A 15,698-nucleotide genomic window follows, 5' to 3' on the forward strand; every position below is an offset into this window, starting at 1 on the left:
GTGGGCCGGGAGGTCCTGAAGGGCCTTCTGGCAGACTTGAACCAGCGGAGGGCACGATGCTGATCAGCTTGCACAAGAACGCTACGACGACGCCTGCGACACGCTTGGCGATCCAGCCGGCCCACGGCACTGAGACCGAATTGGCGTAGCGCTTCGGTGTCGGCAAATTCACGATCCGCAAGTGGCGCAAGCGCAGCACGGTCGAGGATGGCAGCCACACACCTCACCGGCTGCAGACCACGCTCAATGCCGGCCAGGAGGAGATCGTCGTCTATCTGCGCACGCACCTGCGCCTGTCGCTGGACGACCTGCTGGCGGTGGTGCGGGAGTTCATCGAGCCGGCGATGAGCCGCTCTGCGCTGGACCGGCTGCTGCGTCGGCGTGGCGTCAACCGCTTGCCCGAGCCCGAAGTCGAGAAGACCCAGGTCAAGAGCTTTAAAGCCTACGAGCCGGGCTACGTCCACATGGACGTGAAGTACCTGCCCCAGATGGAAGACGAGGCAGATAGGCGCTACGTGTTCGTGGCCATCGACCGGGCCACGCGCTGGGTGTTCATCGCCATCAAGAGCAAGAAGACCGCCGCAGTAGCGCGCTCGTTCCTCAATGCCTTGCACAAGGCTGCGCCGTTCAAGGTCAAGACGCTGCTGACTGACAACGGGCGCGAGTTCACCGATCGTGCATTTGGTCGGCGCGAGAAGGACGCCAGCGGGGAACACGAGTTCGACGCGCTGTGCCTAGCACTGGACATCGATCACCGACTGACCAAGCCCAAACACCCCCAGACCAACGGCATAGTCGAGCGCTTCAATGGGCGCTTGGCCCAGGTGCTCAAGACGCACCGCTTCAACAGCGCACATGATCTGGAGACGACGCTGCACCGCTTCGTCTGGCTCTACAACGAGCATCTGCCCCAGCGCGCTCTGGACCTGAACACGCCGATCCAGGCGCTCAAGAAATGGCAAGTCAGCCATCCAGATTTATTCGCCAAGAGGGTGGTCAATCACCCGGGACCTGACACGTATTGCCTCAATGCTTAAGTTGGTGATTCAGAGTCGCATCGCCGCGACCGTCTTTCGCCATTGAAGGGGTGACAAGCCAACTGGGCTTGATTCGCGCTAGATGACGGGTTTCAATGCACTGCTGTCATCGCCTCTCCCATGCCGAATGGCTCTGGCGGGTCGGGACCGCGAGTTCGGGTAGCGGGGAAGCTGTCACTGCCACGGCACCACCCGCCATTTGAGAGCCCTACGACTGCAGTACCTCGCAGAGCCGGCATTCAATGCAGCGCCTGGAGCTAAGCCCAACGACTGCTTGGTGCTAAGTAGCGTGAGTCCGCACGGCGGCGGCCACCGCAGCAACCGCTGCAGAGCCGCAATCCGTCTAACTTGAGAAACAGGCTGGCTGCGGGCATTCGCGGTCGACGGCGCGAATGCCCGCTGCGGCGGTCAGCAGTCATTTGACGGGCGCCATGGCGTGCGACCGTTGTGCCTCCGATACTAGGTGTCAGCGGCAAGCCACTCAATGCAGCCTGGGCGAGATGAGTACCATCTGGCCCACTTTCCCTCAGAGCCATGCAATGCTGAATGTCCAAGTGCTTCGAACACTGCTGGTTGAAACCGAATCCGGACGAGTGCATCTCAGTGCAGCCAGTGGTCTGATCCAGATTGGCCATCGGCTGTACGTCATCGCCGATGACGAGAATATGCTTGGCGTGTTCAGCCTTGAAGGCGACCAGGAGGGCACGCTCGTACGCCTCTTCGGTGGCGAGTTGCCGTCCGCACCGAAGGCCCGCAAAGCAGCCAAGCCGGACCTTGAAGCGCTTGCGTTGCTGCCTGCATTTTCTGGCTACCCGCACGGCGCACTGCTGGCCCTGGGCTCGGGGTCACGGAAGCAGCGGCAACGCGCCGCCCTGCTGGCGCTTGACAGCGCAGGTGAACTCGATGGCACTGTGCGGGAGGTTGACCTCTCGCTCTTGTATGCCTCGCTGCACGTGCGGCACGAGCAGCTGAATATCGAAGGTGCCTTTGTCAGTGAAGGCACTTTCTGCCTGCTACAGCGGGGTAATGAAGCGACCCCGATCAACGCATTGCTCAGTTTCGACTGGGCAAGCACCCAGAACTGGCTGTGCGGTGTTGGTCCTGCACCTCAGCCGGTATCAACCACCCAGTACGACCTCGGTGACATCGACGGCGTGCCCTTGTGCTTTACCGATGGCTCAGCGCTCCCGGATGGCGGTTGGGTGTTTTGTGCGGCAGCCGAAGCCACTTTCGACAACTATGCAGACGGCCCATGCCGGGGGTCGGCGGTCGGCGTCGTCGCGGCCAATGGCGAGCTCCGCACCGTGCTGCCCCTGTCCTTGAGATGCAAGGCCGAAGGCATTGCAGTCAACGTCGAGAACGGCCTGCTGCAACTGCGGATGGTGACCGACGCCGACGATCCCGACACGCCTGCCTTGCTGCTGGGCGCGACGCTGGAGTCGCCAAGCGCCTGATTCAAAAGGCCGTTTCGGGCTGATGTGGGCGCTGCTGCGGTGCAACAATCGCGCACTTTCATTTCGGAGTCGCATGCGTGGACAGTGCCAGTTGTAGCAGTGATGTCAAGCGTGCCCAGGTGGGCGGCGCAACGCACTCGACACCGTAACCCAGGTCTCCTGGCTGCGGCGAGTCCGTCGCGGCCCTCAAGCTTGCTGTTCGGCATGCTCATCCCCAACAAGCAAGCCTTTCATCGCTGACGCCCCTCGCGTCGAGTGCCTGCCTTCTCATGGCCTGCGCCTGCCGTTCAGGTTGCTTCTTGCCGGTCTTTCGAACCAGGCTTCTTCGCTGAGACGGAGTGCGGTGATGTTCCATGCCAAGACGAATGGTGCCCGCCCCAGGCAGGACCAGTGCCTGCGTTCGTCCGCGCCGTTCGCAGCGCGGCGCATGGTCACCAGCCTTGAGGCCCTGGACCAGTTGCAGCTCTGGTCCACGCGCCGAGTCCGCATCGCCTACCTGACTCAGCCCAAGCCACTGGCAGGCTGAGCCCAGACCGCCGAACGACTGTCTGAACAGCTACTACCAGACCGGGCTGAAGAACCTGCTGGACGTGGCCGTGCTGGAGCATGCCGAGGTGCACCGTGAACTGCGATTCTCCTGAATTGCGAACCCCTGCTCGCTTAGGTTGGTACGGCAGGATGGGAGCAGGTCAATCCGGACCAGCTGCTACGCAACGCGGATGCGGCAATGTACGCCGCGAAGGCCAGTGGGGGGCACTGCGCAAGGTTTTTTGACGATCATCTCGGCGTCACCCCAGAGTCGTGAACTCGACCTGATAGCCACTGCCGGTGCGGCGTCAGCCTGCCCGGGCGCTGCGGCGACTGGTAGGGCTGCCAACCCGTTTGGTGCAGATAGCTGCGCACCGTGTTGCGGCTGCAGGCCAGCTCGCGGCCGATGCGCTTGGCGCACCGGCCAAGCGACGCCAGCTTGAGCATCGCTTGAACCTCCTCAGGCGTTTGCATCGCCTGCCTCCCTTCGATCCACTCGGACCGGGGAGCTTGCTCGTCCATCTCTTGCACTTCGACCTCCTTCCACGAAGGGAGTCAGTTTGTCGTGTCGCCTTACACGGGTACGCCGAACGTGTCCTAAGGATGGGCTGCTCAGAGAATATTTTGCGCCCACCCCTAAAGTCCCAGCACGATCGGCCGATACCCACCCTGTAAGTTCGAAATCGCTCGGCTGCTGGTACAGCATTGCCTTTTTTTGCCTCCAATCCGGTCACCGACCGATTGGCCGACTCGCAACAGGGTCACCGATGAAGCTCACGCTTGATCGGCTCTTTTTTTGATTCGCGGTCGAACCGACCTGAATCCTCCGCCGGAGGGTTGGTTGGCTCTCGCGCTCAAAAAGGAGCCCTGATCATGAGCAATCGCCCCCTCCACAGCCCCCTCCTCGCCCACCATTTCCGGGGGCCGTGGTTAGAGTGGTTTGGCTTCGTGCCACGAATTGAGGCACTAGAAAAGTACTGCGACCAACTCGAGAGCGACCTAGGCAGGTCGCACCCACACAGCCAGTTGGCCAGATCGTGGCTGTCTGTTTCATACGGAGCGGAGCACTTCGATGCGGGGCAGTTGGATGTGCTTCGCGAAGCCGAATCCTCGATTCGAACTCACTTCCCATCGGCCCACGAAGCACTAGCGCTGAACGTTGCCGCGCAGGGGTGCCATACATGGTTCCTTCATACACGTGCGGCATCCGTCCCCCTTCTGGCTGATGCGCTCCAGATCATGATCACCCATGACGTCTGCTGCGACGCCGACGTCATCAAAGTCGGCGAGCTTCTCGCGGCAAGCCAGGCTGCCTGCGGCCAAGTTGAGTCTGCATTTCGGACGATTCATCGCGTCCTTCCGCGCCTCGCGGCGGCGACCAAACAGAGTCCCAGCATCACCTCAATGTTTGTTGAACTTTGCGAGCAGCTGATCGACGAGATGGGCGCCGATGCTCAACCAAAACCCGGCTCGGCGGCAGAGGCAGTGATGTTCCAACGAGCCAGCATGCATCTCATCCTTGACGAACGGTAGAGGTCGCACGCCTAGCCATACCGAACCCGCGACGCATCCAGCTCAGCACTTGGCACTACGCCGCCAAGTGCGCAACAAACAAGGACCAGACTATGAACCACGCCCATACGCCCAACACTCGTGTCATCGATCAGCCTGCGAAGGTTGGTCGTACGCGATCCACCGAAACTCGCACGGACATCCGAGCATCCGCAAAACCGCGCGGCAACAAAGGGCGCAATGACGCGGCCGGCCTCTTGGCACCAGCAGCGGCGGCACGCATCGATGTCAATCCGCCTGCAAAAGACGATTCACGCGACCGTCGGCCGCAAGTGCAAGCGGTACCACGCCCATCCTTCGAGGGTGACAAGGGTGCGGAGCTGGCTCTGACGATTTCATCCTCAATCAAGGCGCAGCTGCTTGGGGGCACCGATACTGAATTGGACGTCCGCGCCGATTTCGGCTCCATTAAATGGCGCGAAATTACTCCGATCGCGGTCGAAATCAAACACATGCTGGCCAGTGAGCTAAAGATCAATCCCTCTGAAGTCACCATCAGCCAAAGCATGCTTTTTGGAGCGAACCATGGCACCGCCCGCGTCTTGTTTCGCGTGCCGGCACAACACAAACAAACACTGGATTCATCCGGAGTCCAAAACATGATTCGCGCGTTCTTTCTGTGCTTAATCCATGGGCCGGAATCATCGCCCCGCCCCCTGCCAGCGACGGTCGATATGTTCGAACCGCTGCAGCGCGCCGATCTCGCCGGAACCCCAAGCGACAACGCGCCCAGGGAAGTCGCCGCAGATGTCGCGGCCCACGCACGCAACGTGCTATCGCAGATCGGCGGGAGGACGCTTCCCGGCCAACTGGTCATAGAGGCGCCGAACTGGCGGACCAAGGATTCAATTGGCGGGACGCTGGCGCCAAAGCCTGAGTCTCACAAGGAACCCCAATTGATCAAATTGGAGTGCCATGTCGATGGATTCATCAAGAGCAAACGGACCGTCCACCTAATCGAGCGGCTGGGCGGCGCCGTGATTGACGTCAGCTTCGACGAGGCCAGGTGGCTCACGAAGGTCATCGATCTTGCAAGCCGAAACGCAGAGAAGGTCGAGGTCACCTACAGGGAAACAACCGTCGGATCAAAGGCCGAAAGTCGGGAATTGATAGCCCTGAACCAACTCTGCATTATGGGCCTGATGTCTGAATGACTAACTCTTATCTTGTGCGTTTATCCAAACGATCCAGATCAAGAGCAACTCGTAGGAAGTCCTGATTAACCCGGAACGCAAGGGGAGCATTGCAATTCGGTCGGGCGCCTCGTGCCGCAGTGGCCCAAACTTTGCGACATCCAGTTGCAGCTCCCCGCCCCGCTCCTTCATGAGTTCGGTAAGCCCGGCATCATTTGCGCAGCCGGACAAGATACTGGAGAGGCCCTTCTTGTGTGCCAATTGAATGTCGGCGGCACCAAATCCGAAACACCTGACGAATGCCCCTACCCAGGCGAAGTGATGCGGCAGAAACAGCAGTATTTGTCGGCTGCTGCCAATCGTCGGGAGCCAATCACGACAGTCGACGGTCTGCCCGACTGATGGACTCTTCAAGGCCAATAGGATCAAGTCGTCCCAGCGGTCGATCGGCACCTTTGACACAATCTTCATGACACTCAATTCTCCGCCCGCTCTAGTGAGGCGCCTCCCTGCCTCCGCTATGCGCTCAACTAGTTGGCTTGCTTCATCATCGCTAAGTAGTGCCTGTTGCGAAGCAGCCTCACTAGCCTGTCCAATCGATCGCAGCCTCAAGTAGCGCATGCTACGCAGCAGCAACGGCTCGGAGGACTGATCGTCTGGCTCGGGTTCGGGCTCGATTTGAATTGACAGGTAGTCGTCACGGCGCTTCCGTGCATCCAAGTCGATCGGGGCGGAACGGCTGGGCGCTGGCCCCAGTGGAGCCCGATCGTCGGGAATCGGAAGCCACGCTTCCATCCCATGCAAGTAGGCCTTCAGTGTCATGGCCGGAGACGCGTGGCCCAGCATACGGGCGACGGCCCACAGCGTTCGACGACTGGTTCGAGTGCTTCCAAGCAGCAGTTGCCTGGCATGCTCTGACTCAGTGGACTCGAAGGCGATGCCTTTGCCCTGATGCTTGCCAACCAACAACGCAAGCAGGCGCGTTGCAAAGCTATGTCGCAGGTGGTGCACCGTCGCGGCAGGGTTGCACGTAACACGCTTGAGTAGCGGCAAGAGGCAGCGGGATATGGCTGCCTTTTGCTGCTTGAAATGGACTCGACCCACTCCGACAACAAGTGGAGTCTCTCGCCTGACACCTTCACGGTTTGCCCAACGCCGCAGGGTTTCGTCAACTACGGATTGCTCCATACTGTTGAACGTACCCACCAGTGGAACCTGCCTCTTCGATCGGATCGTCTTCAGCCCGCGGGTGGCGTTGCTCCGCACAAGCACAACGACGGCGCCGCCGGCGTCAATCCAGTCGCTCCGGTGCAGCCCTACCGACTCCTTCGTCCGCAAGCCAAATCGCGCGCAAACAAGCAGAACGAAAGCGCTGGCAAGCACTGCATCGCTCAGGCTTTCGGGCCTGCCGCCGGAACACAAGCTTTGCAGAGCCACGCTGTACTCTTGCGGCAAGATAACGCCCGGCCGTCCACTGCCTACAGAGTCGCCGGGAGATATCTCAGCCCAATCGGGATCCTCGATCCCATACCGCCGGCGGGCGAACTCGTGGAATTCCACGAGTTCTTTGAACGTTCGACTTCGCGCATCGCTGGGTTTGTTGCTGGCCGCTGGCGGGCTGGGTTCACCTGTGGGTAGGATTGAGCTGCCAATGTGATCGGTCGTGTCCAGAATCGCGCCGTAGATTTCGGTGAGTTCCTCATCGTCCGCACTGGTCAGACTCTCATCGGCAGCGGCGTCTCTGATGCCCGGCGCAAGTGAATCCCAGTATCGGCGCGCTGTCGACGATTTCAATCGACCACTGGGTCCTGACTTTTTCGGCCGTTTCAACAAGTGCTGCACATATTCTGCAAGCACGAACGGAGCATCTCCAGTGGCGAATGTCGAGGCTTTTACCTCCCGCGCGATCTCAGCTGCCTTCTTGTCGATTCGCATCAGGTCGTCGCTCAGGATCTTGCCGATCGCTTTGAACAATGTCGTGCATCTCAGAAGCGAAGAGTCTTCCTCTGCAGTTTCGATAGACCCGCCTGGATGATGCCGAAAGAGGGCCTGCTCGCGCTCAACATCTTGCGAGGCCTCTGCCGCGGGCTCGTTGGCGGCTGAGATCGGTGCCTCGAGGTGCGTGACTCGAAACCAATCCGCATGCGGCAGAGCCGCGCACTGGCGCTTGTTGTTGAGGATCGCCGCGACGGCACCGGGGAGTTCAAGTGAGTTCGCCTGAGCCACCAAGTTCACCGCACGTGCCAGACTCTTCCCCAGGTCATCGGTCGACTCAGGTTTCAGAAACTCCAATCCAGCCGGCAGGTGGGGCAAGACCTTGAGACGCTTCTCGCTCGCTTGCGCATGACCTATCCAGCGAGCAGCCCGATCAGTGATCGGTACTCTATAGACCGGCAGTCCGTCGTACCAATCCCCGCGGTAGGACCATTCGAACCAAGCACGTCCTTGGAACAGGACCACAGAGATCGTCGGCGCATTGCGGACGAGATCCACTAATGCCTGCAGGTTTCCTACCCGCGAATACAGCGCCAGATCGAACGCCGCCAAACACGCTGCCAAGATAGGCAGTGGGGCACGGGCAGACAGGCGAGCAGAGAATTGATCAAAGGCTTCTCGAAGATGTGCAAGCCGCGATTGCGCCTCAATGACTTCTTCCGAGAATGGCCCCGTTGCCTCCTGAACTGGAATGGTGCGGCGCTTGGTCGTCTTGTAGATTCCATTGTCCCGCCAGATCTCGGACAGATAGTCCTCGAACACCTCATATCGAAGTGACGCCATGTTGTGAGGCGTCTTGTTCTTGCGCATCAACATGGAGTGGGCAATCTTGTCCCACTCGACATCCGACAGCGTTGCCGGCGGGCGACCCTTGAGCCCTATTTGAATGTCGGCCCGAGCGGTTTGACGCGCAGCCGCATGAGTGCGCTCCCGAAGCGTGGCCCGCTTCTGCCGACCGAACGGGCGCGATGCAAATGTAGTCGGCTCGTTCGCTGCGACGCCACTCAGGGACAGCGGCACCAAGGTCTGGTTGGGCAATGCAAAGCCAAACTCGACCATCAATTCGTTGACTAGCGGCCTCGCGGCCTCGAGGTCGTCTGCCGGGACGCGCCAGGAGAAGTCGCCGTGGCTTTCCGCGCCGCGGTCGCCATGGCCCAGCAAGGCGTCCCTGATCTCCGGATGCAGTTTCTTGCGCCGAAGCAGTGTCGAGTGCAGGTGCCGGAAGACGTTCCACGGGAGCGGCCAATCGATTTGGCACATCAACGACAACTGTGTTTCACTGACCTCGAACCAGTCCAGGCTCGGCGTTGCGCGTAAGTAGAAGAACATCGGGATCTGACTCTCGGGATTGCGAGACAGAACCCTGGTGATCTCGGCGGCAAACGTTGGAGTGAAAGGCTCGAGTGATCGGGACAACCGCCTCAGGTGAGGCAGATAGTGCTCATTGAGCAGATCAGCCGCGAGGTCGGCAAGAACGCACAAGCGCGCGCCGCGCGACGGCCCGCTGTGCTTGTCTTCAACATAGATTCGACGGCCGTCGAGATCGATCCAGGCCAACGACTCGAATGGCGAAGTGACTGGGCGCCCGCCCGTACTGGCCAGCAGGGCTAGCACGCAGAACGATGTGAGCAAGTTGTGGTGATCGACCCAACGTGCAGGATCCTTTGCCACATCGTTCACCTTGCGACGCAGGCGCTTGATCTGGACACGAAGTCGTTCGAGATCAACGTCCAGTTCGCTACCGGCCGCGTTAACCGCCCAGTCAGCCTGCGGTGCCATCAGTTCTGCAATTCCGTCAGCGAGCGGACTCTTAAGTCCACCGCGCACCTCAGGCGCGCGGTACGAGCCATACGCGCAGGCCGAAGGCAGGCCGGTTCTCGTGCTGGAGCCCACCAGCCGAGCCAACGCGTGATCGTCGGATTCTTCAAACGCGTGCTGAGCCAGCATCGTGGCGGTGACCGGACTGGTCAGGCGCGCCAGTGCGTCGGTCGCGGCAAATGTTTCCCCAAACCAGTTGTCGAGGGGCTTACCGGGGCTGACGCGCGACCAAATCTGCTTGATCTGCTTGTCGCCAGCCAATTTGACGCCGGGCTCAAGCAGGGGAGCAAGCACTGGGGCGGCCAATTCAAAGCGCCAGTCGTCGGCCATAGGCCTCACCCATCCGGCGGCCGAGGGTCGATCATCAGCAAGCGCCTGCCAACGCCGCTCGAATCGCGGTGGCAGCCGCCGCAGGATGCCTTTGGGTAGGTGGATAGCCCAATCCTTGCATAGGCCACGTCGAATAGCGAGCCGTCCAACGCCGTTGAGGCTACTCGAAGTCAACACCGCGATCGCAACGAGCGCCGCGCCGACTCGATCGTGGCGCTCCTTCGCGCATAGGAGTTCATTCAACCGCTGCAGGAACGCGGCCTCTTCGCAGTGGCTGAGGCGATGCCAGGAATGCCGCAAGTACTGGGTCTCCTCGAGCGCCTGCAGGATCAGTCCCGAGCCCTCCTTGCGCTGCCGCGGAGCCGAGTGCGTGTTATCGACTTCGCCATTGGCAATGGTCTGGGCCTCACCACCTTGCTCGACATACCCCGCCATTCCCGGCGGATCGTCCTCCCACGTGGCGTCGGTCGGCGGCAACGCTTCCGATGCCTGCGCTCTGGGGAAGGCCTCAAGGTGTGGCGAAGTCTGGGGGCTACTCCAGTTACTGATCGCCCGCCAATCGTGATCCAGAACGGCGATGAGCGCCCGATGAAACTCACGCTCCTTGGGGTCTTCTGCCTTTTGCAGCGCCAGCGCGCACTGCCGGCGCGTCGCCTCGATGAAGTCCGGGAATCCGACTGTCTCTGCGATCAATGGCTCGAGCCATGCACGTTTCGGTTCGTTTGTACTATCGCAAATTTGACGGATGCGGCGGCATAGCGTCTGCAGGTGCTTCTCACCAACAACCCCGGCGCCTTGCGATTCAAAGGCGGAGACGACCAAGAAGACTCGCAGCTTCTCTAGCCAAGTGGACACGCGGTCATCCGGCAATGCCCGTCGTCCGGCCGTCATGGCGGCCAAGTAATGATCTTCGAGGGACCCCCACCAAGCTGTGGAGACGACCAGCGCCGCACTCACCGGCTCCAACTCGGTCATTGAGCCAGCGTCAGCCCATACCGCACCACCTAGGCACTGGAGTTGAAAAGCAATGTCTGACTCTTCGGCCCAGGAGGACAAGATCGCATTGCGCTCGCGGCCCGCTACGAAGGCAACAATGGCGCGGGCTGCATCAGGTTTCGAGCTGGCGACCGACACAGCACGCAGCCGCATGAAGAGTTCAACGGCGTTGATCCTGCGTACGACTGAATCGAGCTTGGTATAAGCTGGATCCTGGCCAATGGTCGTCGATTGAGCGGGGGAACTGGCATCCAAGATAGACGAAATTCGCTATTAATTGGGTTTCAGTGTAAATTCACTCCCTCGATTGATCACTCACAAGCCTTTGATTTACAACGATTAATCACGTAAAACGTAGTTTGAAAACTAAACAAGTACCAAGAACATGCTTGGACTCCGAAGCCGGGCGCACCAAAAAGCTGCACGAAGCGACGGGCCCTCCACGAGGGCGTGTTTGCTTTTCGCGCCTTATCTCGGGTTGTGAGCCATGCCGCTTCGCACTGTCAACGTCACGCGCTATGTCACACCGCTGCGCGAGGGAGGCTCCCTGCCTGCCATCGTTGAAGGCGATGATGACGGCTTGTACGTCCTGAAATTCCGTGGCGCCGGCCAAGGCCCGAAGGCCTTGATCGCGGAGCTGGTGGCTGGTGAACTGGCGCGTGCGGCGGGCCTGAGCATGCCCGAAATCGTCTTCGCGCAGCTCGACGGCGACCTGGCCCGCACCGAGCCCGACCCCGAGATCCAGGACCTGATACGTGCCAGCAGCGGCCTCAATCTGGCGCTGGACTACCTGCCCGGCTCCGTTACCTTCGATCCGCTGGTGGATCACCCCGACGCGGCTCTGGCCTCGGCCATCGTCTGGTTCGATGCCCTGGTGTCCAATGTCGACCGCAGCGCCCGCAATGCCAATATGTTGATGTGGCATCGCCGGCTATGGCTGATCGATCATGGCGCGGCGCTGTATTTCCATCACAACTGGAGCACCGGCCTGCAACGCAGCGATGCACCCTTCCCGATGATCAAGGACCATGTGCTGCTGCGCCGGGCCACCGGGCTGCGCGAGGCCGATGCGCTGATGAGCGCGCGTCTGTCACCCGAAATCATCGAGCGCATCACGCAGCTGATTCCCGACGCATGGCTGCAGGAGGACGAGAACTTCCCCGACGCTACGGCCCAGCGCGAGGCCTATTTCCGGTACTTCGTCCAACGGCTGCAGTCGCCCCACCAATTTGTCGAGGAGGCCCTGCGTGCGCAGCACCTATGACTACGCCATCGTGCGGGTGGTGCCGCGCGTGGAACGGGGCGAATTCGTCAATGTCGGCGTGGTCCTGTCCTGCTCGGCCAACGGCTTCCTGAAAGCCAGGGTGGAGCTCGACACCGCCGCTGTGGCGGCCTTGCATGCGCTGGCGCCCCAACTGGACATCGAGCAGATTCGCTCCAGTCTGGCCGCCATACCGCTGATCTGCGCGGGCGGCCCGGAGGCGGGCGCCATCGGTGCGCTCTCGGTGCGCGAGCGCTTCCACTGGTTGGTGGCACCGCGCAGCACCAGCCTGCAGACCTCGGCGGTGCACACCGGACGCTGCCAGGACCTGGATGCCGCGCTGGACTGCGTTTTTGACCGGATGGTGCGCCGATAGCTCTAGCTGACTATCGAGCGTAGTCAGCCATCGGTGCCGACGCTCAGCGACCGCCACCGGGCGAGTTCGGTCTGCATATCGCTGAGCTTGGCACTGATCGCATCGAAGGCGATAGAACCGGCCACGAAGCGCAGCGGTGGCTCCGCTTCGTTGGCGAGCAGCACCAGGGCCTCGGCCAGCTTGGCCGGGTCGCCGGGCTGGCGCCCGTTGCGCTGCTCGAACGAGGCGCGCAGGCTGGCCCGGGCCTCGTCATAGTCGGTCACCGCATGAGCCGCGAAGTGAACGGACTCGGCGCTCAGGAAATCGGTGCGGAACGGGCCAGGCTCGACGATCACGACCCGGATGCCGAACGGTGCGACCTCCTGCGCCAAGGACTCGGAGAACCCCTCGAGCGCGAACTTGCTAGCGCAGTACAGCGAGCCGAACGCGGTGCCGCGCAGGCCAGCCAGCGACGAGATGTTGAAGATGCGGCCCTTGCGTGCCGCGCGCATGATGGGCAGCACCACCCGCGTCACGCTGAACACGCCGAACAGATTGGTGCCGAACTGCGTTTGCACGTCCTGCGCCGAGGTTTCTTCAAACAGGCCGAGATGGCCGTAGCCGGCGTTGTTGACCAGCACGTCGATGGTGCCGAATCTGAGCACCGCCGCATCGACGGCCGCCTGCGCCTGCGCTTCGTTGTTGACGTCGAGCTCCACCGCCAGCAGCCGGTCGCTGTCGGGCCCGAGGCAGTCGCTCACCGCCGCCCGGCTGCGGCCCGCTGCGACAACGCGGTCGTCCGCACGCAGGGCTGCCTTGGCAATTTCAGCACCGAGACCTCGGCTCGCGCCGGTGATGAACCATGTCTTCTGCATCAGAAACTCCTTGATTGGGCAAGCGTGCATTGGAGCGCCCGGCGGGGCTTTCGCGGTAGCACTAAGCTGCCCGGCTCTTGCACGATCCTGCCAACCCGAGGCGGCTCATGCGGGTGGCCCTTGCGCCTGCGGCGTGCGCCGGTTACGGTGGCGCCATGGAGCTTATCGAAGAACTTCGCCTGCTGATCGCCCGCCACGCGGGGTCGACGCAGGCACCCCCAAGCGCATCCGGCATCAGGGCCATATCGGTCGATGCGCCCACCGAACTGGCTCATCATGTGATGGAGCCCATCTTTGCCGTGGTGGCCCAGGGCGCCAAGCGGGCGGTGCTGGGCGACAAGGTGTTCGAGTACGGCGCGGGGCAGTATCTGGTGGTCTCGGTCGATCTGCCCATCGCCGGCCATGTGTTCCGGGCGAGCCGCGAGGAGCCCTATCTCGCCGTCGGCCTGACCTTGAAGCCGACCGCCATCACCAGCCTGCTGCTAGAGGTGGCCGGCAGCGATCAAGCGACTACCGAGCCGGCCGGGTTCGGCGTCAGCACCGCGCCCGCCGAGCTGCTCGAACCGATGATCCGCATGCTGCGGCTGCTGGACCGGCCGCGCGATGCGGCCGTGCTCGGCCCGATGCTGGAGCGCGAGATCCTCTGGCGGCTCTTGAATGGCGAGCAGGGTGCGATGGTGCGGCAGATCGGCCTGGCCGACAGCCGCCTGTCGCAGATCAGCCGGGCGATTCGCTGGATACGGGCCCACCCTGCCAAGCCGGTTCGCATCGAAGAACTGGCCGAGATGGTGGCGATGAGTTCGTCCTCGTTTCACCGGCACTTTCGCGCCGTCACGACGATGAGCCCGCTGCAGTACCAGAAGCTGATACGGCTGCAGGCCGCGCGCAACCGGCTGCTGGCCGAGTCGGAAGATGTCGCGGCGGTCGGCTTCAGCGTGGGCTACGACAGCCCGTCCCAGTTCAGCCGCGAATACAGCCGCCTGTTCGGTGCGCCACCGGGGCGCGACGTCGCCCGACTGCGCTCGGCCGCCAGGGTGCCAACCGAAGGCCAGCTACAGTCCGCCCCATGAGCTATGAACTTCATTACTGGCCGACCATCCAGGGTCGCGGCGAATTCGTGCGGCTGGCGCTGGAAGCCGCAGGTGCGGCCTACATCGATGTGGCACGGGGCGCAGAAGACGCGGGGCGTGGCCTGCCGGCGATGCTGCGCTGCCTGCAGGACGAGCGGCTGACGACGCCGCCCTTCGCGCCGCCCTTCCTCAAGGACGGCAATATCGTGGTCGGGCAGACCGCGGCCATCCTGAACTATCTCGGGCCGCAGCTGAAGCTGGTGGCCCGCAACGAGCAGGCTCGCGTCTGGACCCAGCAGATCCAGCTCACCATCGCTGACATGGTGACCGAGGCGCATGACACCCACCATCCGGTCGGAGCCGGTCTGTACTACGAGGACCAGAAGCCCGAGGCGCTGCGCCGGGCCAAGGAGTTCTGCGCCGAGCGACTGCCCAAGTTCCTGCAGTGGTTCGAGCGCATCGTGGTGCGCAACCCGGCCGGGTCGCGCCATCTGGTCGGCGGCAAGCTCAGCTACGCCGATCTGTCGCTGTTCCAGCTGGTGGAAGGCCTGCGCTATGCCTTCCCGAAGGCTGCGGCGCGGGCCCTGGCCCAGACACCCGAGGTGACGCAGCTGCATCAGCGCGTGGCCGCACTGCCCCGGGTGGCCGCCTATCTGGCCAGCGAACGGCGCATTCCGTTCAACGAGCAGGGCATCTTCCGCCACTACCCGGAACTCGACGACGGCGGGTGATACTCAGTCCGGCTCGTTCAGCGGCACCGGAATCGTCAGCCCGCGCTTGAGCACGCTCAGGGCCACCTGGGTGGTGAAGCGCTCGACATTGGGGTTGTCGCTGACCAGGCGGGCCATCAGGGCGTCGTAGATGGCGGTGTCGGGGGCGGAGATGATGAGCACGAAGTCCGCCTCGCCGGTCACGTAGAAGGCCTGCTGCACCTGGGGCTCGGCGGCCAGCCAGCCGCGCAGCTCGCTGAGCAGTTCGGGCCGCTCGCTCGCCACCTTCAGCGAGACCACGAACAGCGTCGAGGGCCCGACCTTGCGCGCATCGACGACCGCAATCTCCCGCGCAATCACACCCTCCTCGCGCAGGCGGCGCAGACGCCGCTGTATCGCCGAGGGCGACAGCGGAATCTGCTCCGCCAGGCGTTCGGTGGTCTGGCCCGCGTCCTCCTGGACGAGGTTGAGCAGCAGGCGGTCGAAGCGGTCGAGGGGCATGCACCGAGTCTAGAGCCACCCAGGTCCGCACCGGTCAACGCCTTCAGACGATGGTCGCGTGAT

Annotated in this window: 12 protein-coding genes and 1 pseudogene; 9 read left to right on the forward strand and 4 right to left on the reverse strand. The window is 62.3% G+C overall.

Annotated elements, in window-relative coordinates; translation table 11 throughout:
- Window positions 1-56: 56 nt before the first annotated feature.
- The 3 genes and pseudogenes from DES47_RS05830 to DES47_RS05840 all read left to right on the forward strand — a co-directional run bounded on the left by DES47_RS05830 (window position 57) and on the right by DES47_RS05840 (window position 3,017).
- Window positions 57-1,037: pseudogene (locus tag DES47_RS05830) on the forward strand (IS481 family transposase).
- Window positions 1,038-1,576: 539 nt separating this feature from the next.
- A complete protein-coding gene (locus DES47_RS05835) occupies window positions 1,577-2,491 on the forward strand; it encodes a DUF6929 family protein (RefSeq protein WP_133699760.1) in 915 nt (304 codons plus the stop codon).
- 346 nt (window positions 2,492-2,837) lie between these two features.
- Window positions 2,838-3,017 (forward strand): hypothetical protein, encoded by a 180-nt coding sequence (locus DES47_RS05840; RefSeq protein ID WP_133699761.1) that lies wholly within the window; start codon window positions 2,838-2,840, stop codon window positions 3,015-3,017.
- Window positions 3,018-3,268: 251 nt separating this feature from the next.
- On the opposite strand, the gene DES47_RS05845 is transcribed toward DES47_RS05840, so the two are convergent.
- Window positions 3,269-3,541 carry a hypothetical protein gene (locus DES47_RS05845; RefSeq protein ID WP_133699762.1) on the reverse strand — a complete coding sequence of 91 codons (273 nt, stop codon included), beginning with the start codon at window positions 3,539-3,541 and terminating at the stop codon, window positions 3,269-3,271.
- 351 nt (window positions 3,542-3,892) lie between these two features.
- Here DES47_RS05845 and DES47_RS05850 point away from each other — a divergent pair, with 351 nt between their 5' ends.
- Window positions 3,893-4,552 (forward strand): hypothetical protein, encoded by a 660-nt coding sequence (locus DES47_RS05850; RefSeq protein WP_133699763.1) that lies wholly within the window; start codon window positions 3,893-3,895, stop codon window positions 4,550-4,552.
- Between the two features lie 92 nt (window positions 4,553-4,644).
- On the forward strand, window positions 4,645-5,745 hold the full coding sequence (locus DES47_RS05855) for a hypothetical protein (protein WP_133699764.1): 1,101 nt from the start codon (window positions 4,645-4,647) through the stop codon (window positions 5,743-5,745).
- Here DES47_RS05855 and DES47_RS05860 read toward each other — a convergent pair whose 3' ends face one another.
- A complete protein-coding gene (locus DES47_RS05860; RefSeq protein WP_133699765.1) occupies window positions 5,746-11,118 on the reverse strand; it encodes a site-specific integrase in 5,373 nt (1,790 codons plus the stop codon).
- A gap of 232 nt (window positions 11,119-11,350) precedes the next feature.
- Between DES47_RS05860 and DES47_RS05865 the strand changes: the two genes are divergently transcribed.
- Window positions 11,351-12,127, forward strand: a complete 777-nt coding sequence (locus DES47_RS05865) for a HipA family kinase (RefSeq protein WP_133699766.1) — start codon at window positions 11,351-11,353, stop codon at window positions 12,125-12,127.
- Window positions 12,111-12,500 carry a DUF3037 domain-containing protein gene (locus DES47_RS05870; protein WP_133699767.1) on the forward strand — a complete coding sequence of 130 codons (390 nt, stop codon included), beginning with the start codon at window positions 12,111-12,113 and terminating at the stop codon, window positions 12,498-12,500. The genes DES47_RS05865 and DES47_RS05870 overlap by 17 nt, the downstream gene beginning before the upstream one ends.
- A 23-nt stretch (window positions 12,501-12,523) precedes the next feature.
- Here the strand turns inward: DES47_RS05870 and DES47_RS05875 are convergent, their stop codons facing one another.
- The gene (locus tag DES47_RS05875) at window positions 12,524-13,354 is read right to left on the reverse strand and encodes an oxidoreductase (protein WP_133699768.1); all 831 of its coding nucleotides are present in this window, start codon (window positions 13,352-13,354) and stop codon (window positions 12,524-12,526) included.
- 155 nt (window positions 13,355-13,509) lie between these two features.
- Between DES47_RS05875 and DES47_RS05880 the strand changes: the two genes are divergently transcribed.
- Complete coding sequence (locus DES47_RS05880; RefSeq protein WP_133699769.1) at window positions 13,510-14,424, forward strand: AraC family transcriptional regulator; 915 nt, start codon at window positions 13,510-13,512, stop codon at window positions 14,422-14,424.
- A complete protein-coding gene (locus tag DES47_RS05885; RefSeq protein ID WP_133699770.1) occupies window positions 14,421-15,155 on the forward strand; it encodes a glutathione S-transferase in 735 nt (244 codons plus the stop codon). Before DES47_RS05880 ends, DES47_RS05885 begins: the two co-directional genes overlap by 4 nt.
- A gap of 3 nt (window positions 15,156-15,158) precedes the next feature.
- On the opposite strand, the gene DES47_RS05890 is transcribed toward DES47_RS05885, so the two are convergent.
- On the reverse strand, window positions 15,159-15,635 hold the full coding sequence (locus tag DES47_RS05890; RefSeq protein ID WP_133699771.1) for an Lrp/AsnC family transcriptional regulator: 477 nt from the start codon (window positions 15,633-15,635) through the stop codon (window positions 15,159-15,161).
- Window positions 15,636-15,698: the final 63 nt, after the last annotated feature.

The sequence above is a fragment of the Roseateles toxinivorans genome (assembly GCF_004362525.1).
Taxonomy (GTDB): Bacteria; Pseudomonadota; Gammaproteobacteria; order Burkholderiales; family Burkholderiaceae_C; genus Paucibacter; species Paucibacter toxinivorans.

Coding starts and splice junctions, on each gene's coding strand:
- DES47_RS05835 (WP_133699760.1), top strand. CDS start 1,577: ATGCTGAATGTCCAAGTGCTTCGAACACTGCTGGTTGAAACCGAATCC.
- DES47_RS05840 (WP_133699761.1), top strand. CDS start 2,838: ATGTTCCATGCCAAGACGAATGGTGCCCGCCCCAGGCAGGACCAGTGC.
- DES47_RS05845 (WP_133699762.1), bottom strand. CDS start 3,541: ATGGACGAGCAAGCTCCCCGGTCCGAGTGGATCGAAGGGAGGCAGGCG.
- DES47_RS05850 (WP_133699763.1), top strand. CDS start 3,893: ATGAGCAATCGCCCCCTCCACAGCCCCCTCCTCGCCCACCATTTCCGG.
- DES47_RS05855 (WP_133699764.1), top strand. CDS start 4,645: ATGAACCACGCCCATACGCCCAACACTCGTGTCATCGATCAGCCTGCG.
- DES47_RS05865 (WP_133699766.1), top strand. CDS start 11,351: ATGCCGCTTCGCACTGTCAACGTCACGCGCTATGTCACACCGCTGCGC.
- DES47_RS05875 (WP_133699768.1), bottom strand. CDS start 13,354: ATGCAGAAGACATGGTTCATCACCGGCGCGAGCCGAGGTCTCGGTGCT.
- DES47_RS05880 (WP_133699769.1), top strand. CDS start 13,510: ATGGAGCTTATCGAAGAACTTCGCCTGCTGATCGCCCGCCACGCGGGG.
- DES47_RS05885 (WP_133699770.1), top strand. CDS start 14,421: ATGAGCTATGAACTTCATTACTGGCCGACCATCCAGGGTCGCGGCGAA.
- DES47_RS05890 (WP_133699771.1), bottom strand. CDS start 15,635: ATGCCCCTCGACCGCTTCGACCGCCTGCTGCTCAACCTCGTCCAGGAG.